Origin of the sequence: Paenibacillus allorhizoplanae, from assembly GCF_927798215.1 — a bacterium.
Lineage (GTDB): Bacteria > Bacillota > Bacilli > Paenibacillales > NBRC-103111 > Paenibacillus_E > Paenibacillus_E allorhizoplanae.
This window is the reverse complement of record NZ_CAKMMW010000017.1, coordinates 60,297-82,962: the sequence shown is the minus strand read 5'-3', so window position 1 is coordinate 82,962 and position 22,666 is coordinate 60,297. Positions and strand designations below refer to the sequence as shown.

20 protein-coding genes are annotated in these 22,666 nt (G+C 48.9%); 17 read left to right on the top strand and 3 right to left on the bottom strand.

What is annotated here, in order from left to right; all coding sequences use genetic code 11:
* Window positions 1-181: 181 nt before the first annotated feature.
* Together L6I86_RS23870 and L6I86_RS23865 are read right to left on the bottom strand one after the other, a co-directional pair.
* Window positions 182-3,058, bottom strand: coding sequence for a DEAD/DEAH box helicase (locus tag L6I86_RS23870; protein WP_236290921.1), 2,877 nt, complete (start codon window positions 3,056-3,058; stop codon window positions 182-184).
* Window positions 3,046-4,644, bottom strand: coding sequence for an SWIM zinc finger family protein (locus L6I86_RS23865; RefSeq protein WP_236290920.1), 1,599 nt, complete (start codon window positions 4,642-4,644; stop codon window positions 3,046-3,048). The genes L6I86_RS23870 and L6I86_RS23865 overlap by 13 nt, the downstream gene beginning before the upstream one ends.
* Window positions 4,645-4,838: 194 nt before the next feature.
* Here L6I86_RS23865 and L6I86_RS23860 point away from each other — a divergent pair, with 194 nt between their 5' ends.
* From L6I86_RS23860 to L6I86_RS23850, 3 genes are all read left to right on the top strand, one after another.
* Entirely contained in the window at window positions 4,839-5,132 is a 294-nt protein-coding gene (locus tag L6I86_RS23860) for a hypothetical protein (RefSeq protein ID WP_236290919.1), read from the top strand.
* 39 nt (window positions 5,133-5,171) lie between these two features.
* Window positions 5,172-6,983 (top strand): DNA helicase RecQ, encoded by a 1,812-nt coding sequence (gene recQ / locus L6I86_RS23855; protein ID WP_236290918.1) that lies wholly within the window; start codon window positions 5,172-5,174, stop codon window positions 6,981-6,983.
* A 95-nt stretch (window positions 6,984-7,078) separates the two neighbouring features.
* Window positions 7,079-7,378, top strand: coding sequence for a 4a-hydroxytetrahydrobiopterin dehydratase (locus L6I86_RS23850; RefSeq protein ID WP_420851921.1), 300 nt, complete (start codon window positions 7,079-7,081; stop codon window positions 7,376-7,378).
* On the opposite strand, the gene L6I86_RS23845 is transcribed toward L6I86_RS23850, so the two are convergent.
* Complete coding sequence (locus L6I86_RS23845) at window positions 7,367-7,900, bottom strand: GNAT family N-acetyltransferase (protein WP_236290917.1); 534 nt, start codon at window positions 7,898-7,900, stop codon at window positions 7,367-7,369. The genes L6I86_RS23850 and L6I86_RS23845 overlap by 12 nt on opposite strands.
* 174 nt (window positions 7,901-8,074) lie before the next feature.
* Here L6I86_RS23845 and L6I86_RS23840 point away from each other — a divergent pair, with 174 nt between their 5' ends.
* From L6I86_RS23840 to L6I86_RS23775, 14 genes are all read left to right on the top strand, one after another.
* On the top strand, window positions 8,075-8,548 hold the full coding sequence (locus tag L6I86_RS23840; RefSeq protein WP_056622098.1) for a GNAT family N-acetyltransferase: 474 nt from the start codon (window positions 8,075-8,077) through the stop codon (window positions 8,546-8,548).
* Window positions 8,549-8,576: 28 nt separating this feature from the next.
* Window positions 8,577-9,416 carry a sulfurtransferase gene (locus tag L6I86_RS23835; RefSeq protein WP_236290916.1) on the top strand — a complete coding sequence of 280 codons (840 nt, stop codon included), beginning with the start codon at window positions 8,577-8,579 and terminating at the stop codon, window positions 9,414-9,416.
* 175 nt (window positions 9,417-9,591) lie between these two features.
* Complete coding sequence (locus L6I86_RS23830) at window positions 9,592-10,545, top strand: helix-turn-helix transcriptional regulator (protein WP_236290915.1); 954 nt, start codon at window positions 9,592-9,594, stop codon at window positions 10,543-10,545.
* Window positions 10,546-10,609: 64 nt separating this feature from the next.
* Window positions 10,610-11,164, top strand: a complete 555-nt coding sequence (locus L6I86_RS23825) for a GyrI-like domain-containing protein (RefSeq protein ID WP_236290914.1) — start codon at window positions 10,610-10,612, stop codon at window positions 11,162-11,164.
* Window positions 11,165-11,287: 123 nt separating this feature from the next.
* Entirely contained in the window at window positions 11,288-11,707 is a 420-nt protein-coding gene (locus L6I86_RS23820; RefSeq protein ID WP_236290913.1) for a DUF1801 domain-containing protein, read from the top strand.
* A gap of 213 nt (window positions 11,708-11,920) precedes the next feature.
* Window positions 11,921-12,223 carry a glycosyltransferase gene (locus tag L6I86_RS23815; RefSeq protein WP_236290912.1) on the top strand — a complete coding sequence of 101 codons (303 nt, stop codon included), beginning with the start codon at window positions 11,921-11,923 and terminating at the stop codon, window positions 12,221-12,223.
* Window positions 12,224-12,299: 76 nt separating this feature from the next.
* On the top strand, window positions 12,300-13,187 hold the full coding sequence (locus L6I86_RS23810) for a LysR family transcriptional regulator (protein ID WP_236290911.1): 888 nt from the start codon (window positions 12,300-12,302) through the stop codon (window positions 13,185-13,187).
* 92 nt (window positions 13,188-13,279) lie between these two features.
* Window positions 13,280-13,717 carry a rhodanese-like domain-containing protein gene (locus L6I86_RS23805; RefSeq protein ID WP_236290910.1) on the top strand — a complete coding sequence of 146 codons (438 nt, stop codon included), beginning with the start codon at window positions 13,280-13,282 and terminating at the stop codon, window positions 13,715-13,717.
* A gap of 185 nt (window positions 13,718-13,902) precedes the next feature.
* Window positions 13,903-15,210 carry an MFS transporter gene (locus tag L6I86_RS23800; RefSeq protein WP_236290909.1) on the top strand — a complete coding sequence of 436 codons (1,308 nt, stop codon included), beginning with the start codon at window positions 13,903-13,905 and terminating at the stop codon, window positions 15,208-15,210.
* Between the two features lie 269 nt (window positions 15,211-15,479).
* Complete coding sequence (locus L6I86_RS23795; RefSeq protein WP_236290908.1) at window positions 15,480-16,250, top strand: ABC transporter ATP-binding protein; 771 nt, start codon at window positions 15,480-15,482, stop codon at window positions 16,248-16,250.
* Window positions 16,213-17,313: an efflux RND transporter periplasmic adaptor subunit gene (locus L6I86_RS23790; protein WP_236290907.1), complete on the top strand. Its 1,101-nt coding sequence runs from the start codon at window positions 16,213-16,215 to the stop codon at window positions 17,311-17,313. Before L6I86_RS23795 ends, L6I86_RS23790 begins: the two co-directional genes overlap by 38 nt.
* A 5-nt stretch (window positions 17,314-17,318) precedes the next feature.
* Entirely contained in the window at window positions 17,319-20,228 is a 2,910-nt protein-coding gene (locus L6I86_RS23785) for an ABC transporter permease (RefSeq protein ID WP_236291002.1), read from the top strand.
* A gap of 1 nt (window position 20,229) precedes the next feature.
* Entirely contained in the window at window positions 20,230-21,165 is a 936-nt protein-coding gene (locus L6I86_RS23780) for an ABC transporter ATP-binding protein (protein WP_236290906.1), read from the top strand.
* Window positions 21,162-22,646, top strand: coding sequence for an ABC transporter substrate-binding protein (locus L6I86_RS23775; RefSeq protein ID WP_236290905.1), 1,485 nt, complete (start codon window positions 21,162-21,164; stop codon window positions 22,644-22,646). Before L6I86_RS23780 ends, L6I86_RS23775 begins: the two co-directional genes overlap by 4 nt.
* The last annotated feature ends 20 nt before the right edge of the window (window positions 22,647-22,666 follow it).

Below are 22,666 nucleotides of genomic sequence, written 5' to 3'. Positions count from 1 at the left end.
GATAACCTCTTTTGTGTTTAAATCTAGTATCTTGTAGTACTACTTTGGAAGAGCCAGATTTCATCCCAACTTCAAGTAGTGCTGTGCCTTAACGTTATCTATAACTCGAAATGAGGGTGGTTCTAAACTAAAAAGAGGCAGCCAAAGACTTTACAACGTCTCAGGCCGCCTCTATTAGCTGCTACGCCTCTACCCACTCGCGGCGGAGCGAGAACAAATCGCGCAGCTCGTCGGTCGACAGCTCGGTGATCCAGTTCTCGCCGGAGCCCACGATCTGCTGGCTGAGGCCGAGCTTGCGCTCGATCATCTCGTCGATGCGCTCCTCCAGCGTGCCAAGCGTCACGAACTTGTGCACCTGCACGTGTCGCGTCTGGCCGATCCGGAAGGCGCGATCCGTCGCCTGATTCTCGACGGCGGGGTTCCACCAGCGATCGTAGTGGAACACATGATTTGCCGCCGTTAGGTTGAGCCCGATGCCGCCGGCCTTCAGCGAAAGAATGAACACATTTCGCTGCTCGTCGACCGGCAGGTCATCATTGTCTTGAAAGTGCGCGATCATCTCATCGCGCCCATTCTTGGATGTTCCGCCGTGCAGGAACAGCACTTTTTCGCCGAGCTCCTGCTGAAGCACATGCTGCAGCAGGTTGCCGGTTTCGACAAATTGCGTGAAGATCAAGCATTTGTCGCCCTCTTGGCGCAGCTCCTGCACCATCTCGAGCAAGCGCTCTAGCTTGTTGGAGCGTCCGCTCCACGGGGCGCCGAGCCCTTCCTTGAGCAGCAAAGCAGGGTGGTTACACACCTGCTTGAGCTTCGTCAACGCAGCGAGGATGAGGCCGCGCCGCTCCATCGCAGAAAGCTTATCCAGGCGATCGAACATATCCTGGATGTAATTCTCGTACAACGAGCCTTGCTCCGCTGTGAGCGAGATGAACGTTTTGGACTCGTTCTTCTCTGGCAGATCCAGCTGAATAGCTGGATCCTTCTTCTCGCGCCGCAACAGGAACGGGCGAATCAGCTTCTGAACTTTGCCAATCGTCGCCTCGTCGCGCGTCTTCTCGATGGCATTCACATAGCGAGTCGTGAACTCGCGCACCGTACCGAGGTAGCCAGGATTCGCGAAGTCGAAGATCGACCATAGCTCGGTTAGACGATTCTCGATCGGCGTTCCCGTTAAAGCGATGCGATGGAACCCATTCAAGCGGCGAATTGCCGTAGCTTGCTTGGTATAAGCGTTCTTGATATTTTGAGCTTCGTCCAGACAGATCGAGTTCCAAGCAATAGCGCCCAGCTCACTCTCATCCAAATGGGAAAGCGTGTAAGACGTTAAGACGAGATCGTATTTGCCAACGATTTTCTCTCCAAAGGCAGGACCTTTTAACCGCTGTGGTCCATAGTGAAGATGGACGCGCAAGGAAGGTGCGAATCGTTTCAGCTCCATCTGCCAGTTGCCCAGCACCGAGGTCGGACAAACGAGTAACGATGGTGTATCAGGCTGCTCGGTCTCTTTGACTGTGAGCAAGTACGTAATCCATTGGATCGTTTTCCCGAGACCCATGTCATCGGCTAAGCAGCCGCCAAGGCCGAATCTACGTAAGAACAACAGCCAAGAGATGCCGTCCACTTGATAGTGGCGAAGTGAGCCATGAAAGCTAGGTGGCGGCTCAATTGTCGGAATCGCCGAGGTTTGCGTCAGCTGGTCAATCATGTGGCGCAGCTGTTCATTCAGCTCAACCTCCATGTCGAGATAGCGCATCGCGTCAGGATCATCCTCAGCCGGCAGCAAGCCGCCTGCGTCACCGGCGAAATGCAGCTCCAGCACATCGCGGAACGAAAGCCCCTGCTTCTTGTGCACCTGCTTCATAATCTGCTCGACCTGTGCCATGAATTTGGGGTCGAGCTGAATCCAGTTGCCGCGAATCTGGATCAGCTTGCGCTTCTCCTCTAACAACAGACGGAATTCCTCTTCCGTCAGCTCCAAATCCCCAACAGCCAGCTTCCAGTCGAACTGCATCAGCTGGGTCAGCCCGAACATCGTCTCCCGTCCAGAACCGACGGAAGACTTGATCTTCGCGCGCAGCTTCGGTCGCATCTTGCGGATGCGATCCCACCACGCCGGCAGGAACACGCTTGTTCCTGACTCAACAAGCCTTACGCTTCCCTCTGCCAGGAAGCGCCAAGCCTCCTCCTCCGTCACCGTCTGACGGAGGACGCCTTCGCCCGCATCCAGCCATGGCAGGATGCGCACCCACTTCGCCGTGTCGCGCTCGACACGGCCCAGCTCAGGTAGCCACGCCTCGGGCAGTGGCTGTTCCCCTGCGACCGGCTCGCCGACGGTCGTCACGGTGCGCAGCACCTCTGGCGCCAGCCGGTCCTGCAGCAGCACGCGCAGCTGCCAGCCTGCGCCGTGCGCCAGGTCGGGCTCCACGAGCTGCAGGCACGTGCGCATTGGCGTCCGGTCCTGACGCCAGCCAATGCTGACGAGCCAGTCTTCCTCGTCCAGCCACACCTCGGCGCTGACATCGCCACGCCGCATTAACGGATACGCAGCTTCCAGCTTGCGTAAATTGTCTTTCATGATCCCGTCGGCATCGACCCATTCCGGGATCAGGGCATGAATCCAGCGTGAGATCGCTGGCGTCTCTAACAATTGCAGCTCTTCCGGCAGCTGCAGCTTCCAGCCGATTTCCCCGGACTTCCATTTCTCGTAGTCCGGCATGAAGCGGCCTGTCGCCAGCGACTCGCGAATAGAAGGAGCTAGCGCAATCACATCAGCGCTAGAAGCATGCCACTTCAATTGTAAGTGCTGAACAGGCTGCGGTTCGCTGAAATAATCAAGCGCTTCAAGCGGTTGCAATTCGATGCCTTCCCGGTTCTGCCATTCACTCGGTTCCATGAAGGTGCCGAAGAAAGAGGCGCGATGCCAGGCGAATAGCATATGTTTTAAGTCAAGAGCATCCCAAATACCGCCGTTTTCACGGGAACCCCATAGAAATAATGACCCGTTAGGTAAGGAACTAACGTGAACGGTCAGCGCGCTGGTTTCGATCATCGAATCCATTTTCCTTTCTTGAGCTCTTCTTGGAAAGCACGCAAACGCGAGAACTTATCCGCTAAGCGGTAAATATAGTGCTCCCAGCGGTCATCCTGGCCGATGTGTTTATAAATGCTGTGCAGCTTCTTCAACAGGCGGACTGCCGTCTTGTAAGAAGCCCTGTTTTTCTCCAGAACAGCCCGTTCGGCTGCTTGATGATAGAGCGGAAGGAGCAGCGCGGAGTCGTGCTCTTCGATCGCTTTGAGCTCCATTCCATATAAATTCAAGGGTGAAATCCGATTCGCCAACTGCAAATCTACCCATTGACGGTACCGTTTCGTTTGCAGCAAATATGCGGTGTAATAGTAATACGAACGTGGGAGCAAGGACTCCATCACTTGTACCCATTCGCTATCGTTTGCCAGATGCTTCGTCGTATCTAACCAATATTGGCAGAACGTGCGGAAATCATCGTGATTCGCATTCGTTATCGAGGGGAACAGCCAACGCAGCCAGACCAGCATGTGGTCCCACTGTCCATCGCTTGCGAATTTATTTAAATAGAGGAAGAAATCCTTCGCATGTGGATGAGCAAGCTGACCAAGCCGTTCGAAGGCTTGCTCGGTATGCCCCTGCATAATATCAAAATGCGCTCTAGCCGCAAGTAACGTATCCTTTTTCTTCGGAAGCAGTTCCTTCTTGGCCAAAAGACCATCGAGACGTGCGATTTCCTCTTTCTGTGCACTAGGTTGATCGGTCAGCTTCCACCAGATGAAACGATACACGAACAGCCAATCAACTGGACTGTCTTTGCCTTGCAGGGCGGATTCTCCAACCATTTTCATTGAAGATAACCATATCTTAGGCTCAGCTACGAAAGAGCGGTTCACATCGATCCGATCGACGTATTCAACAAGCTTATCTTCACAGTTTTTGGCGGAAATTTTGCATCCATTTTCATGGTAGTAGCTTAGGTAAGAGCTCTTCGTTTCTTGATAAAACTGTTCGATCTTCCGCATCATGAACAGCACAATGTGGAACATATAGAGTTCACGTGTGGTATCGCGCCAATTGGCTGCATAAGGCGGCAACGACTCCAAGGCGGACTCATAGAAGGTTTCTATGGAATGTTGATGCGAGATGGAGAAGCCATGAAACTTACCTTCAAAAAAACGATGCCAATCACTAGGCATACTCTCTTCCAAAGGCACATTCGCCTGTGCGGCGGCTTTGCGTTCTTGTATAACGGAAGCTGCAGCACTTCGGGCTGGCTTCTTCCGTGTATGGATTTGCTGCTTTAGCTGCTGTAGGACAAGCTCTGCACGACCATAAGCGGCGTAAAGGCTAAAAAAGGTAGCACCAATATGCTGACAGAAGCCCTCAAAGGAGCACGTGCAGGTACTCGCAGCGAAATTTTCTAAATGAACTTCTACCTTATGGACTTGTTTGCTTGTGACGGTGGCCAGAACACTAAGCCCTTTGAGATCAACCTCGGTCACGCGGCCTTTATGATAATACTCCCAGCCTTGCTCCAGACGGATGGCGTCGAAGTGAAGCGGGATTTGCTTAATGAGGTAGTTCATTCGATTTTTGGGAATTTGAAGTTTCAACATGTGATCGTTCCTACCCTCCGAGCGGCGCATTCCTTCTTCCATAGTAACAGATTTTTTCCGAAATTGCCCATTTCCACAGTTTATGCCAAAGGTGATATTTTTAATCCGTGCCGAAAGGGGTTAACCCTGCATTCTTACCTAGAATATGATAAAGTGAAGCTAGATGAAATGCTTCTTGAAGGGAGACTGCGCGAGTGGGTATTAAATTTGGTCGTGAATATAAGGATATTGTTACTGATTTTGTACGAGGGATCGAAATGGTGAATGGTTTCTACGAGCTGCTGGAGATGAATGCGGAAGACTGGCAGGAGCTGGATGAAAGCGAACAAGAAGAATGCCTGCGTACGCTGGCTGACGATATATTCTACGGACTAGGCAGTACACCTGTGATGCAGGTTGGAGCAGGCTCAGTTAGGCATGATGCGGGTAATCACGTGCTCAAGGTGCATGATGGTGAGAAGTTGGTATCCGTTATTTATTTGGTCTAAAACAGGCAGAACTGTATGATAGAAAGGTGTAAACAAGCTATGTTGGATGGCGCAAGAAAGGTTCTACAACAGGTTTACGGGTATCCGGAGTTCCGGGAAGGCCAGAAAAATATTATTACGAACCTTCTTGAAGGGAAAGATACGCTGGGGATTATGCCAACAGGCGGCGGGAAATCGATCTGCTATCAAGTGCCAGCCTTGTTGATGGAGGGAGTGACATTAGTCATTTCCCCTCTTATCTCTTTGATGAAGGATCAGGTGGATGCGCTTGGCGCTCTTGGTGTTCCTGCCACGTTCATTAATAGTACGTTGGAAGCTAGAGAAGTGGAACAGCGCATGCAGGGGGCTATGCAGGGCAAATATAAGTTGCTTTATATTGCACCTGAGCGTCTAGAGTCGGAACGGTTTCGTGCCCGGATGGCCGCATTGAATCTGCCCCTGGTAGCGATTGATGAGGCACACTGTGTCTCGCAGTGGGGACATGATTTCCGTCCGAGCTACGTCTCGATTGCACCGTTTATTCGTCAGCTGCCGAATCGGCCGATTGTGGCTGCTTTCACAGCAACGGCTACTGCTGAGGTCACTGCGGACATCGCACGATTACTAGACCTGGATTCCGCAGGGATTTTCATCAACGGCTTCTCGCGTGACAATTTGGAGCTAACCATTCTTCGCGGAGAGAAGAAGCGGGATTACATACAGAACTATGTGAAGGAACATACCCATCAGCCAGGCATAATTTACGCTGCGACGCGTAAGGATGTTGAAGATTTGTATGAGACGTTGCGCAAAAAAGGCTTTGCCGCAGGCAAGTATCATGCTGGTATGTCCGATGATGAGCGCTCCTACATGCAGGAGGCGTTTCTCTACGATGATATTCGCGTGATGATCGCGACGAATGCTTTCGGGATGGGGATCGATAAATCCAACGTCCGTTACGTGATTCACTACAATATGCCGAAAAATATGGAAGCTTATTACCAGGAAGCCGGCCGTGCGGGGCGTGATGGTGAGCCGAGCGAGTGTATTCTGCTGTTCAGTGCGCAGGATATTATGACGCAGAAGTTCCTGATCGAGCAGAACCAGCTCTCGCCTGAGCGCAAAGCGAACGAATACAAGAAGCTCCAAACGATGATCGACTACTGTTATTCGCCGCGCTGTTTGCGGAATGCTATTTTACATTATTTTGATGAGCAAAATATTAAGGACACCTGCGGGAACTGCAGCTCCTGCAAGGACGATCGAGACACCGTCGACATTACGGTGGAGGCGCAAAAGATCTTCTCCTGTATTCGTCGCATGAACGAGCGCTTCGGGATTTCGATGGTTGCTTCGGTGCTTAAAGGCTCTAAGGCGAAGAAGATCATGGACTATCGATTTGATCGCTTGCCGACACACGGGATTATGAGCAATTTGCCCGAAAAAGAGATCGCTGAATTGATCAATGTGCTCATTTCGGAAGGTTTCTTGCAACTGTCCGAGGGTCAATATCCGGTTGTTCGGTTGATGCAGCCTGCTGCGGAAGTGCTTCAGGGCAAGCTGCCCGTGAATCAAAAAGTGCGCAAACAACCCGTCCGCGCTGTCGCCGCGATGGACAATACGTTGTTCGAGCAGCTGAGATTGCTGCGTCGTGAAATGGCTGCGCGTGAGAAGGTGCCGCCTTATATTATTTTCGCCGACAGTACGCTGCGTGAGATGAGTGAGAGTTGTCCGACTACGGAAGCCGCGATGCTGCGCATCAAAGGGGTCGGTGAGGTGAAATACCGCAACTACGGGAAGCCATTCCTAGAGCTCCTTCGAACGTATGCGGGTGAGAGTGATATGGGCGTGGTTGCCTATGATTACGAGTGAGGGGCCCATCATTACATGCGGCGATCCAATCACAATCTCCAGTAGGCCTTGTTGAACGAGAGCAGGCAGTGAGAAGGCGGAAGGTGTTGGTGAGAATGATGCTAGAGAGAGTAACAGTGGATGAGCGGTTGTCCACGTTGGGAACGTGGAGCTTTGAAGCTGAGGAAAGCAAGTGGATCGTACGGAAGTATCGGTTTACTTCTTTTCTGCAGGGAATCGCATTCGTAAATGACGTTGCCAGAATTTCCGAGGCTGTTAACCACCATCCCATGATCGCCATTGATTATAAAATGGTGACGTTACGCCTGACCTCGTGGAGTGCTGGTGGTTTGACCGAACTGGATTTCTCGACTGCTGCGAAGTTTGATCAGGCGTTTGTGGAGTTAACGCGCTAAGAGGATAGTCGGACCTGTATAGACCATACAGTGGAAGTCAGCTGTTCCGGTTGGCGTCCACTTCTCGTATGTATCCGTGATCGTGAAGCCAGCACGCTGGTAGGCGCGAATAGCTCGCTCGTTCCAGACGAGTACCTCGAGGTCGATTTCTTGCTCGGGGGCTCTTTGTTGGGCTTCTGCCACAAGGAGTTGAACGAATTGCGTGCCGAGTCCGCTGCTGCTAGCCCGGCTTTTACCACAAAGGTCAGGACGAAGCCCTAGGCCTAGCCGGGTAACGCCAACGATTGGGAAATACTGAACAAACCCTTGTAAGGCATCCGATTCATCCACAACACCGCGATATTGTTCATCCCTAATTTGTGGATCAGCGAATTCGGCTTGGTTGTCGAGCATCGTGGCCCAGGACGGCCAGTTGTATATGTCGTAGGGAGCCGGATAGCTCCACGTGCACAGCTCCTGACAAGCCGATTCCGTTAGCGGAACCACACGCCAAGGTAAAGTTAAGGTAATAGGTTCAGGCATATTGTGGGCAACCTTTCTATAGGCAGTATTTGGCCATTGTTCTATTTTAGACTAACAATACCCCTTATTTTACCCAATGACCTAGAGATACGGAACGTCGTTCCGCAAATTTTTAACATGCGATGCTGAACGCACGTTTTCATTATATCAATTACAATAAGGAGGGCACCCGTGATGACACAAGTGACCATTCGTGAAGCTGTCATGTCCGATATCCCCCAGCTCAAAACTTTAATGCTCGCTTATATTGTGGATTTCTATCAGTACCGACAACCGGAGGATGAGAAGCTGAACGCTTTGATTCATGAATTGCTCGAACAGAAAATTGGCATTCAATTTGTTGCTGAAACGGAGGAGGGGGCGTTAGTCGGCTTTGCGACGTTATATTTCACCTTTAGCACGCTGCGTGCCTCCAAAATTGCGGTGATGAACGATTTGTACGTTGTTGAAGCTGAGCGTGGACAGGGTGCGGCGGCAAAGCTTTTCGCTGCTTGCAAAGGGTACTCAGCCAGACACGGTTATGCAAATTTAACGTGGACAACTGCGCCAGATAACTTACGCGCGCAAGCTTTTTACGATAAAATGGGTGGAGATCGAAGTAATTGGCAATCGTACTCCGCTAATCCCACAAGTGGGATGGGAGATTAACTGTAGGTAGGGGAAGGTGGCAGAAACCGTGGAAAATATCGTAAGTCAGTCGTGGTTGCTTGGGCAATTGGGGGATGCGAATATCGTCATCGCGGATTGTCGTTTTGCACTTGGTAAGCCTGAATCAGGCCGTGAACAGTATGAGCAGGATCATATTGAGGGAGCGGTGTATGTCGACTTGGAGAAGGATCTATCCGGTGCCCTTATGGCACACGGCGGACGCCATCCGCTTCCGGATCTTGGTGCATTCTCGATCCTCGTCGGCAGTCTCGGCATTGACGGCACGAAGACCGTCGTTGCTTACGACGATCAAGGCGGAGCTATGGCATCCCGTTTGTGGTGGATGCTGAAATTCCTCGGCCACTCCGAGGTATACGTATTGGATCAAGGGTACACCGTATGGAAATCCGCGGGGTACCCGGTCACGGCTGAAGTGCCTGCGGTATTCCCGCGCACCTTCTCACCGAAGGTGCTCCGCTCCATGCTGGCGAGCATGGATGAAGTGAAGGACAAGCTCGGCCGCCCAGGCACCGTGCTGGTTGATTCGCGCGAGGAGCGCCGCTACCTCGGCTTGGAAGAGCCGATCGATGCGGTGGCTGGCCACATCCCAGGCGCGCGCAACTTCTTCTGGAAAGGCGTTCTCGGCGAGAACGGCGCTTGGTTGTCAGCCGCGGAGCAGGAACAGCACTTCGCCGCGCTGCGTGATGCTGATGAAATCATCGTCTATTGCGGCTCGGGCGTGACAGCGTGCCCGAACGTGCTGGGACTTAGTGAAGCGGGCTTCGACAACGTGAAGCTCTACAGCGGAAGCTGGAGCGACTGGATTTCGTGGGCAGATAACCCGATTGCCACGGGTGAAGAGGAATAGCACGAAAAGACCGCGCGGGACGGGAGATTGGCGTACAGTGTGATATCACTGTACGCCTTTTTGCGATGCTTCGGAGGTAGTGCAACGTAGATAATCATTCACAGGGGTATGTTCCTATGAGACAATACGATTGAAACAAGTTTTTTGCATATTTTTTGTGATGGGGGTACATACTGTGAAGCTGGAAAGACTCTTATCCATAATTATTCTGCTTCTGAACCGCCGATTGGTGCAAGCCAAGGAGCTCGCGGAGCGGTTCGAGGTATCCGTACGAACGATATATCGAGATATTGAAGTCATTAATGGGGCTGGCATCCCCATCGTCACCTATCAGGGAACGAATGGTGGCATTGGATTGATGGAAGGTTACCGCTTGGATCATAATGTACTTACCAACGATGAGCTGGCAGACATCGTTACCGCGCTACGCAGCATCTCAACCTCATACGGCAACGAGCATCAACTGCGGTTATTGGAGAAAATCCATAGCGTTGTCCCGCCCGCATACTCCGAAGATTTCCAACATAAGACGAACAGTGTGTTGATTGACTACTCGCCTTGGGACGGCAATGAAAGGCTGCGACCTAAACTTCAGCTACTAAAGGAAGCCGTAGATAAGTGTCTAATAGCTAGATTTATCTATTCCAATGCCGAAGGTGAAATAACATATCGTACTGTAGAGCCATACATACTCATCTTAAAAGGGAGACAGTGGTACCTGCAAGCCTACTGCCTGGAGAAAGAGCAGTTTCGGCTGTTCAAGCTAAAGAGAATGAAGGAGCTGGAGATAGACCTGGGAAGAATATTCATTCGCCGAGAGCTTCCGATACAAGAACGTGACACAGGCCAAAACCCATGCGAGCCGTCCCAGGTAACAGAGATCGTCTTGCGTTTCCATGCTGACTCTCGTCATTTGGCGGAGGAATGGTTTGGGATTGAAGGGCTTGTGCCGGCTGAAGATGGCAGTTGGCAAGTAAAGAAGGCATACCCGGAAGATGATTGGTTGTATAGATTCATTCTCGGCTTGGGTCACCATGCAGAGGTACTTGAGCCACCCCATCTGCGGGATATTATCGCTAGTCGTGCAGAGCAAGTTGCGAAAATATATAGCAGAGCTATATCAACTTGACAGAAAGATGTCAGGTTTGTTGTTTTATACTAAACTCATTCCAATTAAAGGAGAATGATTAGTGATGAAACAAGACCAATCTGGATTGAAACACTCGCTGTCGATAGATCCAGCTACCCGCAAACCAATTGAGCCTGCACGTATAGAGGAACTTCCCTCTTTCACGCTAGCCGGAATTAGTGTTGTCACAACAAATGAAGCCGAATTCAGCGATAAAGGCAAAATCGGCAAGCTCTTTGAACAATACTACTTAGACGATATTGGCGGTCAACTGGCCGCGTATGTTAAGCAACATGGTCAATATAGCTGTTATTTCAACTACGAACAGGGCGATGCCGGACGGTATGAATTAATGGTTGGCGGAAACGTTCGGGAAGAATTGCAAGATCAATATCCAGAATCCGTTTCGACGTTCACAGTTCCTGCTGCGAAATACGCCGTATTCGTTACAGAGCGGGGACCGATTATAGAGATGGTGCAGCGAGCTTGGGGCGATATTTGGCAATGGTCGCGACAATCCGGCAATGATCGAGCTTTCACAGGTGATTTTGAGTATTATAGCCAACATATCGATCCGAACGACGGGCAAGCTGAAATTTATATTGCGATACGCCAATAGCCTGTTACCGTCACTCGAAAAAATATGAAGTGAAACGGATATTCCAGCTTGCAACGACAAAGCCTTCGAACTAACATAAGCTTGGATTCGGAGGCTTTACAAATAAGGAAAGGAGTGATCAATATGGGAGCGATTGAAAACACGAAGGTAGCAGCTGTATTCGAGCATTACCCCGAACATATTCAGCAACAAATGTGGTTTCTTCGCGAATTAATTCTGGATACTGCAACGGAGACAGAAGGCGTTGATACCGTGGAAGAGACACTAAAATGGGGTGAGCCTAGTTACCTAGCAAAAAATGGAAGCACAATCAGAATAGACTGGAAAAAATCTAGCCCGCATCAGTATGCTATGTATTTTAACTGTAATACCATGTTGGTCGACACATTCAAGGAACTTTTTAGAGATAAGTTCAAATTTGAAGGTAATCGGGCGATTGTGTTTGATGAAAACGATGAAATACCTGTCGACGAGTTAAAACAATGCATTTCATCGTCTCTCACTTACCATACTAGAAAGCATCTTCCAATGCTGGGAATATGATAAGGTCATTCGTCATCCATTTACGCTCTCCAGGATAAATGGAGAAACGGCAATAAGAATGATTTTATCGTGAGTTTTAGCCCGGCTTCGGATGGCTGGGGACTTGAGATGTCTCTTTGGCATTTTACATGTACAAGTGCATCAAATCCTTCCTCCATCGTCGACGGAAGATGACATTATATTCATAAGTGAAAAGCGTTCTCCCGCCGGATGGTGAGAGAGCGCTTTTTATCATACCTAGCCAACTTCGGTGGTGCTCTAGAAGCGGTGCTTGATGGAGTGACAGGAGTTCTTGTAGATCCGAATTCACATGCCGAAATTGTAGAAAGTGTTCTCCAGTTGGCAAGGGATGAGGCGTTTAGAGAAAGGCTTGTACAGCGTGGTTATAGACGTGTGAAGTCCAGTTTCCAATATGATGAGCTGGCAGAAAAGTTCGATCAGTATGTGGAAAGCCTTTGTGCGACCTATCCTCCACGTAAAAAGTTTATTAGAAGTCGATTCGATATGAAATCATGAGAGTTGATAAGACCTTAGGTCCTTGTTATATTTCAAGTAGAGGAATGCTCCTAGTAGACTCATGGAGGTGAGACTTATGGAAATGACGTACTTGAGGACATTCCGCGAAGTGGCGAAATGGGGAAGTTTCACGCGGGCCGCAGAAACGCTAGGCTATGCCCAATCAAGCATTACAGCCCAAATTCAGAAGCTTGAGGAATCCTACGGGGCTGTTCTCTTGGAACGTTTTGGACGGAGTATGAAATTGACGATGGCTGGAGAAGCACTCCTGCAATATGCGAATGAGATTAATAGGTTGCATGAAGAGTCTAAGGAAGTCGTATCCCAGCAATCCAAGGGGACACTCACGATTGGGACGATCGAGACGTTAGCAGCTTTCTACCTGCCCCCGTATCTACAGGCGTATCGCCGCGATTTCCCTGACGTCAACATTGTCATTCAACCAGGGAATGAACCCTTCATTATTGAAGCGGTGAAAGAAGGCGCTCTGGACATCGGGATCATTCTGGACCCGCCATTTACGGATCCAGAGCTGGAGAGCCTTATTTTGAGAGAAGAACCACTTGTCATCATTGCTAGTCCTGATCATAAATTAGCTGGGCAAAGTGAAGTTCACGTCGAAGATCTGCAGAATGAATCTCTGATTCTGACCGAGGATGGCTGTACGTACAGAGCGATGTTGCTTAAGGTGTTAAAAGGAAATCAAGTGAGCTACAAGTTATCTTACGAATTCGGTAATCTGGAAGCGATCAAGCAGTGCGTAACCTATGGACTAGGCATTGCGCTGTTGCCCCGAATTACGGTTGCTGAGGAAATCCGCAAAGGCCAGATCGTCGCGATCCCCTTCGTTGATCCAGCGTGTAAGTTCTACACACAATTGATTATCGCTAAGAAAAAATGGAAATCGAAAGCCTATCTAGGTTTTCTAGAGCTGCTCGGCGGCGCCAACTATCGAAATGATTGAAGTATAGGTTCAATAACTATCGATAACTCCAGTGTTTGGGGCTGTGTTACAGTAACATTAAGAAATCGACAACCACACTGGAGGTAACCCAAATGACCATTCAAACAACCAAATCGCTCGTTCTTGAGACGCCTGCCCCATCACCGGAGCATACGCACCAGCATTTTATGAATAAGCTTTCGGTAGAAACAGACGTTGCGGATGTACGTTACGACATGCAGCATGGCTGCAATGACTTCCTGCTCATCGATGTTCGCAGCGCAAAAGCCTACGGAGAATGCCATGTTCCCGGTGCGATTAACCTGCCTTCCAACCAGATCAGCGTCGAAACGACGGCTTCTTTTTCCAAAGAGCAAACGATCGTCGTCTATTGCTGGGGACCAGCTTGCAATGGGGGTACCAAAGGGGCCGCTCGTCTCTCAGGTCTAGGGTTCAAGGTGAAAGAGATGCTCGGTGGTATTGAGTACTGGCGGAAGGAAGGGAATGCGGTAGAGGGAACACTTGGTCTAGAAGCGCCTTTAATCGGGTAAATAGTAAATGGGAAAGCATCCAAGGTGTTGGATGCTTTTTATGTGCGTAGATCAGCGTTCTTAGGTGCCGGCATCTCCCTATGTTTATTGATGAAATGATCAAAGTAATTTGACATAGCCAATAACGCCAGACACAGGTATGATAATGGCAAAAGGCGTTTTGTTGCAGGGGAGGAGGATTAGGAATGGCTGAAGGAAGCGAATGGATTCAAACATATAAGCATTCTCCAGAAAAACAACAGCAGCTTTACCGCAAGACGTTGATGACCGTCATCATCGCTCAATTATTCGGCGGAGCAGGGCTTGCCGCAGGTGTGACGGTCGGAGCGCTACTCGCACAAGATATGCTAGGGACTGATAGCTTGGCTGGTATCCCTTCGGCCTTGTTGACGCTAGGTGCTGCTTCGTCTGCCTGGATAGTTGGACGACTGTCGGGGCGTTATGGTCGGAGGGCAGGCTTAACAACCGGTTTCCTCGCAGGAGGAGTAGGGGCCATGGGAGTCGTATTCGCTGCTATTGCAAATAGCCTACCACTTCTGTTCCTCTCGATGCTGATTTACGGCGCAGGAACATCGACGAATCTCCAAACAAGGTATGCTGGAACAGACTTAGCAGGGCCTAAGCAGCGGGCGAGAGCGATTAGCTTAGCCATGGTCTTCACGACGTTTGGTGCAGTCGCAGGGCCGAACTTAGTCGGAGTGATGGGGCAATTCGCGACATCCGTCGGCGCACCAGCGCTGGCTGGGCCATTCATGCTAGCATCTACGGCTTTTGTGTTGGCGGGCTTGGTGTTGTGGATTTGGCTTCGACCAGATCCTTATATTGTGGCTAAAGCGATAGCCGAAGCGCAGGCAACGAATCCAACGCAAGGAGGAGTTACCGCGAAACCTTCAGCACCAGCTGGACGTGACCGAGGAGTTCTCATCGGGACCACGGTGATGGTGTTGACGCAGATAGTCATGGTCGCAATCATGACGATGACGCCGATCCATATGAAGCATCATGGACACGGCTTGGATGCAGTCGGCATGGTAATTGGCATTCATGTCGCAGCAATGTTCTTGCCTTCCTTGGTGACGGGAATACTTGTGGACAAACTTGGGCGCATCTTCATGTCCTGTGCCTCGGGAGTTACGCTGTTATTGGCCGGATTGCTTGCCGCGTGGGCGCCAGCGGATTCAATGTTCTGGCTCATTATTGCGCTGGCCTTGCTCGGTCTTGGCTGGAACTTCGGTCTTATCAGCGGTACTGCGCAGCTTATTGATGCGACAACACCTGCAACACGTGCGAGGACGCAAGGAACTGTTGATGTCTTAGTCTCGTTGGCGGGAGCGTCTGGTGGGGCTTTGTCAGGCATGGTTGTTGCTCATTCAAGTTTTGCTTGGTTGTCTTTGGCGGGGGGATTCCTGTCTTTGTTGCTGATCCCTGTTGTTATTTGGTCGCGTAGAGGGAGTGCGAGTAGCCGCGAGGGTGTATTTAAATCCTTTAAGTAGTCATTTTCAAAAAAAAACAAATCACCGATTCATTCAAGAGATGGTTCATTGCCAAGAAGCTGGCGGTGAGTCGTCTTTTTTTGTATTAAATTAGGTAATTAGTTGTATGGATGTATTTTCCAATTAGTAGTATATTCCAATGTATCATTTAAATGGGAGTATCATCCAAATAAATAGATGAAATTACCAATTTTGCTGAAACTTTTTATTAACTAGCACCGTCTACTTTATCATACGGATAATTTGGAAATGAAAGGAAAAATAACCATATGACAAGCTGGTTTCGCAAAAGGAGCACATTGGAGGCTTTTTCTGTCGAAGAAGAACCTTTTTCTAACAGCACTTCCTCCCGCATCATTGGGCTCCAATCACCTTTGTTGACGGTACGTGATGTACATCGCTCCTTTCAAGTTGGGGGTCAGCAGCTAGATGTCCTGAAAGGGATTGAAATGGAGCTGAGGCCGCTGCAACTTGTCATGCTCAAAGGTCGATCAGGTTCGGGGAAAACAACGCTGCTTAATTTAATTGGGGGGCTGGATCTGCCAACGAAGGGGGAGATTTTGTTTCAAGAGCATGCCATTCACCATAGCAGTGATGATGAGAGGACGTTGATCCGTCGTAAGGAAATTGGTTTTATATTCCAATCCTATGCCTTAATGCCGTTGCTATCTGCTTGGGAAAATGTTGAGTTGGCGCTGCGCATGGCAGGGGTGCCACGCTCTCAGTGGAAAGAGCGGGTCAATCATTGCCTAGACCTTGTCGGTTTAAGCAAACGTATGCATCATCGTCCCTACGAGCTCTCCGGCGGGGAACAGCAGCGTGTCGCGATCGCCAAAGCTATTGCACATAGACCATCTCTCATATTAGCGGATGAACCAACGGCTGAACTGGATTCTCAGATGGGCGCCCAGATTATGTCTGTTTTTCGCAGCATTATCGCTACAGAGCAAGTCACGATTTGTATGACAACACATGACCCTACAATTTTGGAGGTTGCCGATCATGTTTATGAAATGGTGGACGGACGATTCGTCACGTAAGTGGGCGATGAGACCGCTAGCAGCACTATTATTAAGTTCCACACTCCTTCTTGCTTCGGGATGCTCCCTATTGCCCAAGGAACAGGATGAAGAAGCGCTTCCGTCGATTAATCCACCTAAGCTTTCGAAAAAACCTGAATATATGGTGAAAACAGAAACCCTTGAGACGAAAGTGAGAGGGAGCGGGCGATTAATGGCCTTACAAGAAGAGAAATTGTTCTTCTCCGAAGATATGTCTGCCAAACGGATAAGTGCCATACTTGTGAAGAATGGCGATTCCGTTGAACAGGGACAGCCGATTGCAGAACTCGACGTGTCGGATATAGAGAGCGATTTAAAACGGAAGAAGCTTCAGACACGTAAGGACGAACTGACGATGATCGAAACGCTTCGTAAGGCTGATGAAATGACGCCTGAACAAGTTGAGCAGGCGAAGATTGATTTCGAACTGAAACGCGAGGAGCTGACGAAGCTTGAATCACAAGTGAGTAAAGCGAAACTGCTCGCACCGTTCAGTGGAACAATTGTCACCGTGTCTGTTAAGAAAGGTGATACCGTGAAGTCTGGGGAATCCGTAGCAACACTCGCGGATTTGAAAGAACTAACTGTCGCTGCAAGCATTAGTGCTGATGATGCGAAGAAAGTGGCTATCGGCATGGAGGTTCAGGTGGACATCAACTCAGCTGGTCAGCACAAAGGGAAAGTAAAGCAGCTTCCTAACCCGCAAGCTGCGAACAACACGAATAATGGTGGGTTCTCTGGTCAGGGGCAACAAGGGGAGCAGGATACGATTGATAACTACTTGGTTGTTCAGTTGAATGAGTTTCCCAAAGGGTTGAATCGCGGTACGCCGCTAAGCGTGACGATTATTACCCAGAGGAAAGAAAACGCCACGACAATCCCGCTTGCAGCACTACGTTCCTATTCGGGCCGAAATTATGTGCAAGTCGTTGATACCCAAGGAAATAAGAAAGAAGTGGATGTAGAAATTGGTCAGCAGACGTCAACCGATGTGGAAATCATAAAGGGTCTCACAGCCGGACAGAAAGTAGTAGGTCGCTAATGTCCATGCCGATGCTGCGGTTTTTATTTCGGAAAATGTGGAATACCCGCTGGCTAACGCTCAGCACCCTGCTTGGTCTTGTCATGGCCGTGGCTTTCACCACGAGCATTCCCATGTATGCCGATGGGTCCCTGAAGCGAGTCGTCGCCAAGTCTTTAGAAGAAAAGAGCGAGGGACTTCCCGCAGGCTCACTACTTATAAGGTATCAAGCAGTAGGAACAGAACGTGCAGATTTGAATGATCTGGAGAACATCAAGACGTATATACAACAGGATGTTCCCAAAGATATTGCTTTTCCCATACATACATATGCAAGTAGTTATGCAATCAAAGGGGCTCCATTATCTCCCGCTGAGGGGACAAAAGCAGATCCAAGTAAACGTCGTCAAATGACGTTAACGTCACTAGGCGGGTTAAAGAATGAAGTCGATTGGTCAAATGGACAGATGCCTTCGGGGCAGCTACAAAATGGCCAAGTGGAAGCTGTCGTCCTAGAAGAAGCTCTTTTTCGTAATGATTTGCACGTAGGTGATGTGTTTAACTATTCCGTTGCAAGTGCCAGCGGCAGTCAACTGCTCAAGGTGAAGATCGTAGGTTCCTTCAAACCGAAAAACGAATCAAGTGCCTATTGGTTCCAAGGGTTAGAGGGGTTAGTCAATGCACTTATTATTAGTGATGATGTATTCATGAAGACGTTGCTAACGGAGAAGAAAATTCCGCTGCAACTTGCTAATTGGTATTATGCTTTCGATCTTCGAGACATTCAAACAAGTCAATTGTCACCGCTTGAGAGTCGTTTGGAACGACTAGATATTAACTTGTTCCAGAAACTTAAAAATACCAAGGTTGATGTATCCTTTAAGCCGATTTTAACTGAATTCAAAGCCCAGAGCTTACAGATGCAGATTTTATTATTCACATTGGCGGCGCCTATGATTGCTATGGTTTTCTATTACATTTTGATGAATGCCCGACAATCGCTGGATCGACAGCGCGGTGTGATTGCGATTTTGCGAAGCCGTGGGGGCAGCACGAATCAAATTGTAGGAATTTACTTCCTAGAAGGATTGTTACTAGGCGTGATTGCGCTATTGATAGGACCGTTTATGGGCTGGTTCATGGCGAAGAGCATTGGTTCTACCAGCGGATTCCTAACATTCGTGGATCGCAAATCAATCCCGATTAGCTTTACACCAGAAGCGATGCTTTACGGTGGGCTCGCTGTTCTCATTGCGATTCTTGCCAGCGTTATTCCAGCGGTGCTTTTCGCTAGATCTTCCATCGTCAATTATAAGCAGCAGCTCGCAAGATCAGACCGTTCGCCACTATGGCAGCGGTGGTTCCTCGATATTGTCCTGCTGGGAGTGGTTGGTTATGGGTTCTACTTATTTGACCAACGTCAAGTATTATCGGTGCAAACAGGCATGACAACTGATCAACTTCAGGTGCACCCGCTGCTGTTTTTCGTACCAGCACTTTCGATTTTCGCACTGGGACTGTTTTTTCTTCGCATCTTTCCGTGGCTGCTGCGATTGTTCGGTTGGTTTGGCCGAAAGTTTCTGCCTGTGCCGCTCTATTTAACGCTTGTTCAGCTGTCTCGTTCAGCCAAAGCGTATTATCCGCTAATGCTGCTGCTCATTCTTACGCTGGGTCTTGGCGTGTACAATTCCTCGGCTGCACGAACGATAGATTTGAATTCTTCGGAGCGAATCTTATACCAATATGGTACCGACGTTGTGATACAAACCGTGTGGGAAGGTGTCTCCGATGATTTGCCGCAGGATCCGAATGCCGGTGGTAAAGGTGGCGAAGCTCAAGGAGGTAATGGGGCAAATGGCGGGTCCGGTTCAGGCGGTGGCCAAAACCAGGGTCAGGGTCAAGGTGGCCCGAAGCCTGGTGAGGAAACCCCCACCAAAATACGTTATGTAGAGCCGCCATTTCAAGTATTCCGCGATTTGGAAGGCGTTCAGGCTGCTGCCAGAGTGATGCAAACCAAAGGAAATGTCGTCGTTTCCGGTAAATCTACCGGGCAGGGAACGATCATGGGGATCGATAATACGGATTTCGCTAAAGTAGCGTGGTTCCGACCTGATTTATTCCCTGCTCATCCGAATCAATATTTAAATGTACTAGGCAGCTATGAGCAGGCCGTTATCATTCCATCCAGTTATGCCAGCAAATATGCCCTTAAGGAGGGTGATTTGCTATCCATTACAATCGGACAGCAGCCCTTGGAATTCGTGATTGTTGGGATATTACCGTATTGGCCAGCTCAATATCCGGATCAAACACCATTTTTCGTAGCAAATCTGGATTACATCTACGATCAAGCTCCAATTACACCCTATGAGGTATGGCTCAAAATGAAACCAGACGCCAAAGTGGCCCCGATCGTTACAGCTCTACAAGCCAAAGGGATTGAAATTGCCGCCATCAAGGATGTTCGCAACGAGCTCATCGTCCAGAAGAAGCTCCCAGCAAGAGGCGGCGTGTTCGGTATTCTTAGCTTGGGTTTTCTCGTATCTGTCGTTGTGTCTTTAATCGGTTACATGCTTTATTGGTTCTTTAACTTATCTAGCAGGGTCGTACAATTTGGTGTCCTCCGAGCTATGGGGCTTTCCCGCAAGCAATTGACCGGAATGCTGTTGCTCGAGCAGGGTTTCACAGCTGGACTATCCATTGTTTTAGGTATCGTAATTGGCAAGCTAACGAGCTATTTCTTCCTACCCTTTCTGCAAACTTCCCAGAATGTAAAGACGCAGGTGCCGCCATTCCGAGTCATATTCGATTCCAAGGACACCTATCAGTTATATTTCGTGGTTGCTTTCATGATGCTAACTGGCGCTCTGTTGCTGTTCTTACACATTAGAAGGCTGCGCGTTCATCAGGCAGTGAAGCTAGGGGAGGAGAAATAGTGTGATAACTTGCGAGGGCTTAGTGAAAATTTATAAAACCGACGAGATCGAAGTTGTCGCTTTGCAAGGACTTAATATTCAGATTGACGACGGTGAGTTAATGGCGATTATTGGCAATAGCGGAAGCGGTAAATCTACCTTGCTGAACATTTTAGGAGGTCTTGATCGCCCTTCCGCAGGTCAAGTGAAAGTCGGAGATTGGGATTTGCTTAAGATTACAGATAAGCAGCTCGTTGATTACAAACGACATACGGTAGGCTTCATTTGGCAAAATAATGCGCGAAATCTCGTTTCTTACTTGACTGCACTTGAAAACGTGGAAATGCCCATGATGCTTAGCGGGAACTATGATCCTGCCTATGCGAAGCAATTGTTGGACTGGGTTGGCCTTAGCCACCGCTTGAATAATAAACTGCAAGAGCTTTCCGGTGGTGAGCAACAGCGCGTAGCGATTGCGATTTCACTGGCAAACCGTCCGCGTTTGCTGCTTGCGGATGAACCGACGGGGTCGGTAGATACGAAGACGGCGGATATGATTCTTTCCATTTTCCAACGATTGAATAAGGAACTAGGTGTTACGATTGTGATTGTTACTCACGATATGTCTATGGCGGGTAAAGTAGGGCGCGTCGTTGCTATTCGAGATGGGATGACAAGTTCGGAGTTTATTGCTCGCACCTCTTCGGTATCAACCATAGAGGGAGTATCGACAGGACTCACAGGTGAAGCTCACGAGGAATATGTCGTGTTGGATCGTGCGGGCCGTCTACAGGTTCCCAAAGCTTATTTGACCGCTCTGAACATTAACGGGAAAGCAACGATGGAGTTTGACGGCGATACGATCATGATTAAAGCACCAAGAGCACTGCCAGCAATGCCGGTAAATGAGGAACAAGATTCATCTAATTCGCGAACGGTCGGAGGAAAATTAAAATGATAAACATGACACGTAAAGTGATTGTTACAACCTTAACCTTAGCTTTGATGGCTCCACTTGCTGTTGCTTGTACAAAAGGGGAGAAAGCCGACGATAACCAAGAGCGTGTGCTGAAAATCGCGACTAATATGGGCTATGGTGGTAATTATGAATATTTCACACAGCAATTCACCGAAATATTTGAATTTGCTAATCCAAATATCAGGCTAGAAATAATTTCAACGATGGATGAAAAGTTCATGAACGGAAACATTCAGCCGGGTGAGAAGATGCCGGATCCGATGGAGAAGCTAAAAGAAGTGATGCAGGGCGATAATCCGCCGGATGTGGTTATGCTTGGTTATGAACAACTGCCAGAAATCATCGAAAGTAACCTGCTATTACAGTTGGATTCTCGCATAACGAAAGATAAATTCGATACAACCGGAATTGTTCCAGCCGTGATAGAGGGAATGAAGAATGCAGGCGGTGGCAAGCTTTATGCTCTTGCTCCGACATTCAGCTCCTCAGCACTTATTTATAATAAGAAAATGTTCCAAGATGCGGGAGTCGATTATCCAAAAGACGGTATGACATGGGATGAGACATTTGATCTTTCCAAACGATTGGCGAAAGGTGAAGGGGATAAGCGTATTAATGGGTTCTCTTTTACAACTCAAGCCCAGGGTGGCGATTTGTTCTACGGCATGCAAATGTATACAGCTCCTCTGCAATTAAAAATGTTTGATGATGCTGGCGAGAAGATGACGGTAGATACGGACCAATGGGAGAAAGTATGGGCTAAAATGGCACAGTTGCAGAAAGATAATGTTTTCCCAGCTGTAGCCGATCCGCAGAAGCAAATGAATCAAAGGTTTGATCAGAATAATCCTTTTGCGTACGATGATTTTATGTCGGGTCGGTTAGCTATGGGGATTCTCAATTATGGCCAAATTCAACAGCTTACGAACGCAAATAAAAATGCAGCTAATTATAAAGGCTTTACGCCGATCGATTGGGATGTTGTCACAATTCCTTCTCACCCCGAAGCCAAAGGCGTTGGCGGCTCTATCTATATGAATGGCATTATGGGCATTAACGCCAAATCGCAAAATCCAGACGATGCCTGGAAGTTCATCAAGTTCATTAACGGAGATGAGTGGGCCAAACTGAAATCGCGCAGTCAAAACATGTTGGTGGCGCGCTCCAAATATTTGAAACCTACAGAAGGACTGGATTTTCACATGGAAGCTTTTTATAATGTAACACCGGCTCCGATTGAAGATAATTCGAAAATTTATCGTAATAATCCTAATATTTATCAGGTGCAGGAGATTGGTCGTAAGCTGTTTGCCGATGTCCTACAAGGGAAAATAACGGCTCGAGAAGCGCTTAAGAAATGGCAAACGGATGGCGATGCCATGCTCAAACAAATGAAAGAAAACCCAGGTGCGCCCTTGCAACCGATGATGAATCAAGCTCAAGCAGTTCCCGCAGGATAGTATGGATATGGAAGGAGGAA

Excerpts from the sequence above, each read along its gene's own strand:
- L6I86_RS23870 (WP_236290921.1), bottom strand. The coding sequence starts at position 3,058 with ATGGATTCGATGATCGAAACCAGCGCGCTGACCGTTCACGTTAGTTCC.
- L6I86_RS23865 (WP_236290920.1), bottom strand. The coding sequence starts at position 4,644 with ATGTTGAAACTTCAAATTCCCAAAAATCGAATGAACTACCTCATTAAG.
- recQ (WP_236290918.1), top strand. The coding sequence starts at position 5,172 with ATGTTGGATGGCGCAAGAAAGGTTCTACAACAGGTTTACGGGTATCCG.
- L6I86_RS23850 (WP_420851921.1), top strand. The coding sequence starts at position 7,079 with ATGATGCTAGAGAGAGTAACAGTGGATGAGCGGTTGTCCACGTTGGGA.
- L6I86_RS23845 (WP_236290917.1), bottom strand. The coding sequence starts at position 7,900 with ATGCCTGAACCTATTACCTTAACTTTACCTTGGCGTGTGGTTCCGCTA.
- L6I86_RS23840 (WP_056622098.1), top strand. The coding sequence starts at position 8,075 with ATGACACAAGTGACCATTCGTGAAGCTGTCATGTCCGATATCCCCCAG.
- L6I86_RS23825 (WP_236290914.1), top strand. The coding sequence starts at position 10,610 with ATGAAACAAGACCAATCTGGATTGAAACACTCGCTGTCGATAGATCCA.
- L6I86_RS23820 (WP_236290913.1), top strand. The coding sequence starts at position 11,288 with ATGGGAGCGATTGAAAACACGAAGGTAGCAGCTGTATTCGAGCATTAC.
- L6I86_RS23810 (WP_236290911.1), top strand. The coding sequence starts at position 12,300 with ATGGAAATGACGTACTTGAGGACATTCCGCGAAGTGGCGAAATGGGGA.
- L6I86_RS23805 (WP_236290910.1), top strand. The coding sequence starts at position 13,280 with ATGACCATTCAAACAACCAAATCGCTCGTTCTTGAGACGCCTGCCCCA.
- L6I86_RS23800 (WP_236290909.1), top strand. The coding sequence starts at position 13,903 with ATGGCTGAAGGAAGCGAATGGATTCAAACATATAAGCATTCTCCAGAA.
- L6I86_RS23795 (WP_236290908.1), top strand. The coding sequence starts at position 15,480 with ATGACAAGCTGGTTTCGCAAAAGGAGCACATTGGAGGCTTTTTCTGTC.
- L6I86_RS23790 (WP_236290907.1), top strand. The coding sequence starts at position 16,213 with ATGTTTATGAAATGGTGGACGGACGATTCGTCACGTAAGTGGGCGATG.
- L6I86_RS23785 (WP_236291002.1), top strand. The coding sequence starts at position 17,319 with ATGCCGATGCTGCGGTTTTTATTTCGGAAAATGTGGAATACCCGCTGG.
- L6I86_RS23775 (WP_236290905.1), top strand. The coding sequence starts at position 21,162 with ATGATAAACATGACACGTAAAGTGATTGTTACAACCTTAACCTTAGCT.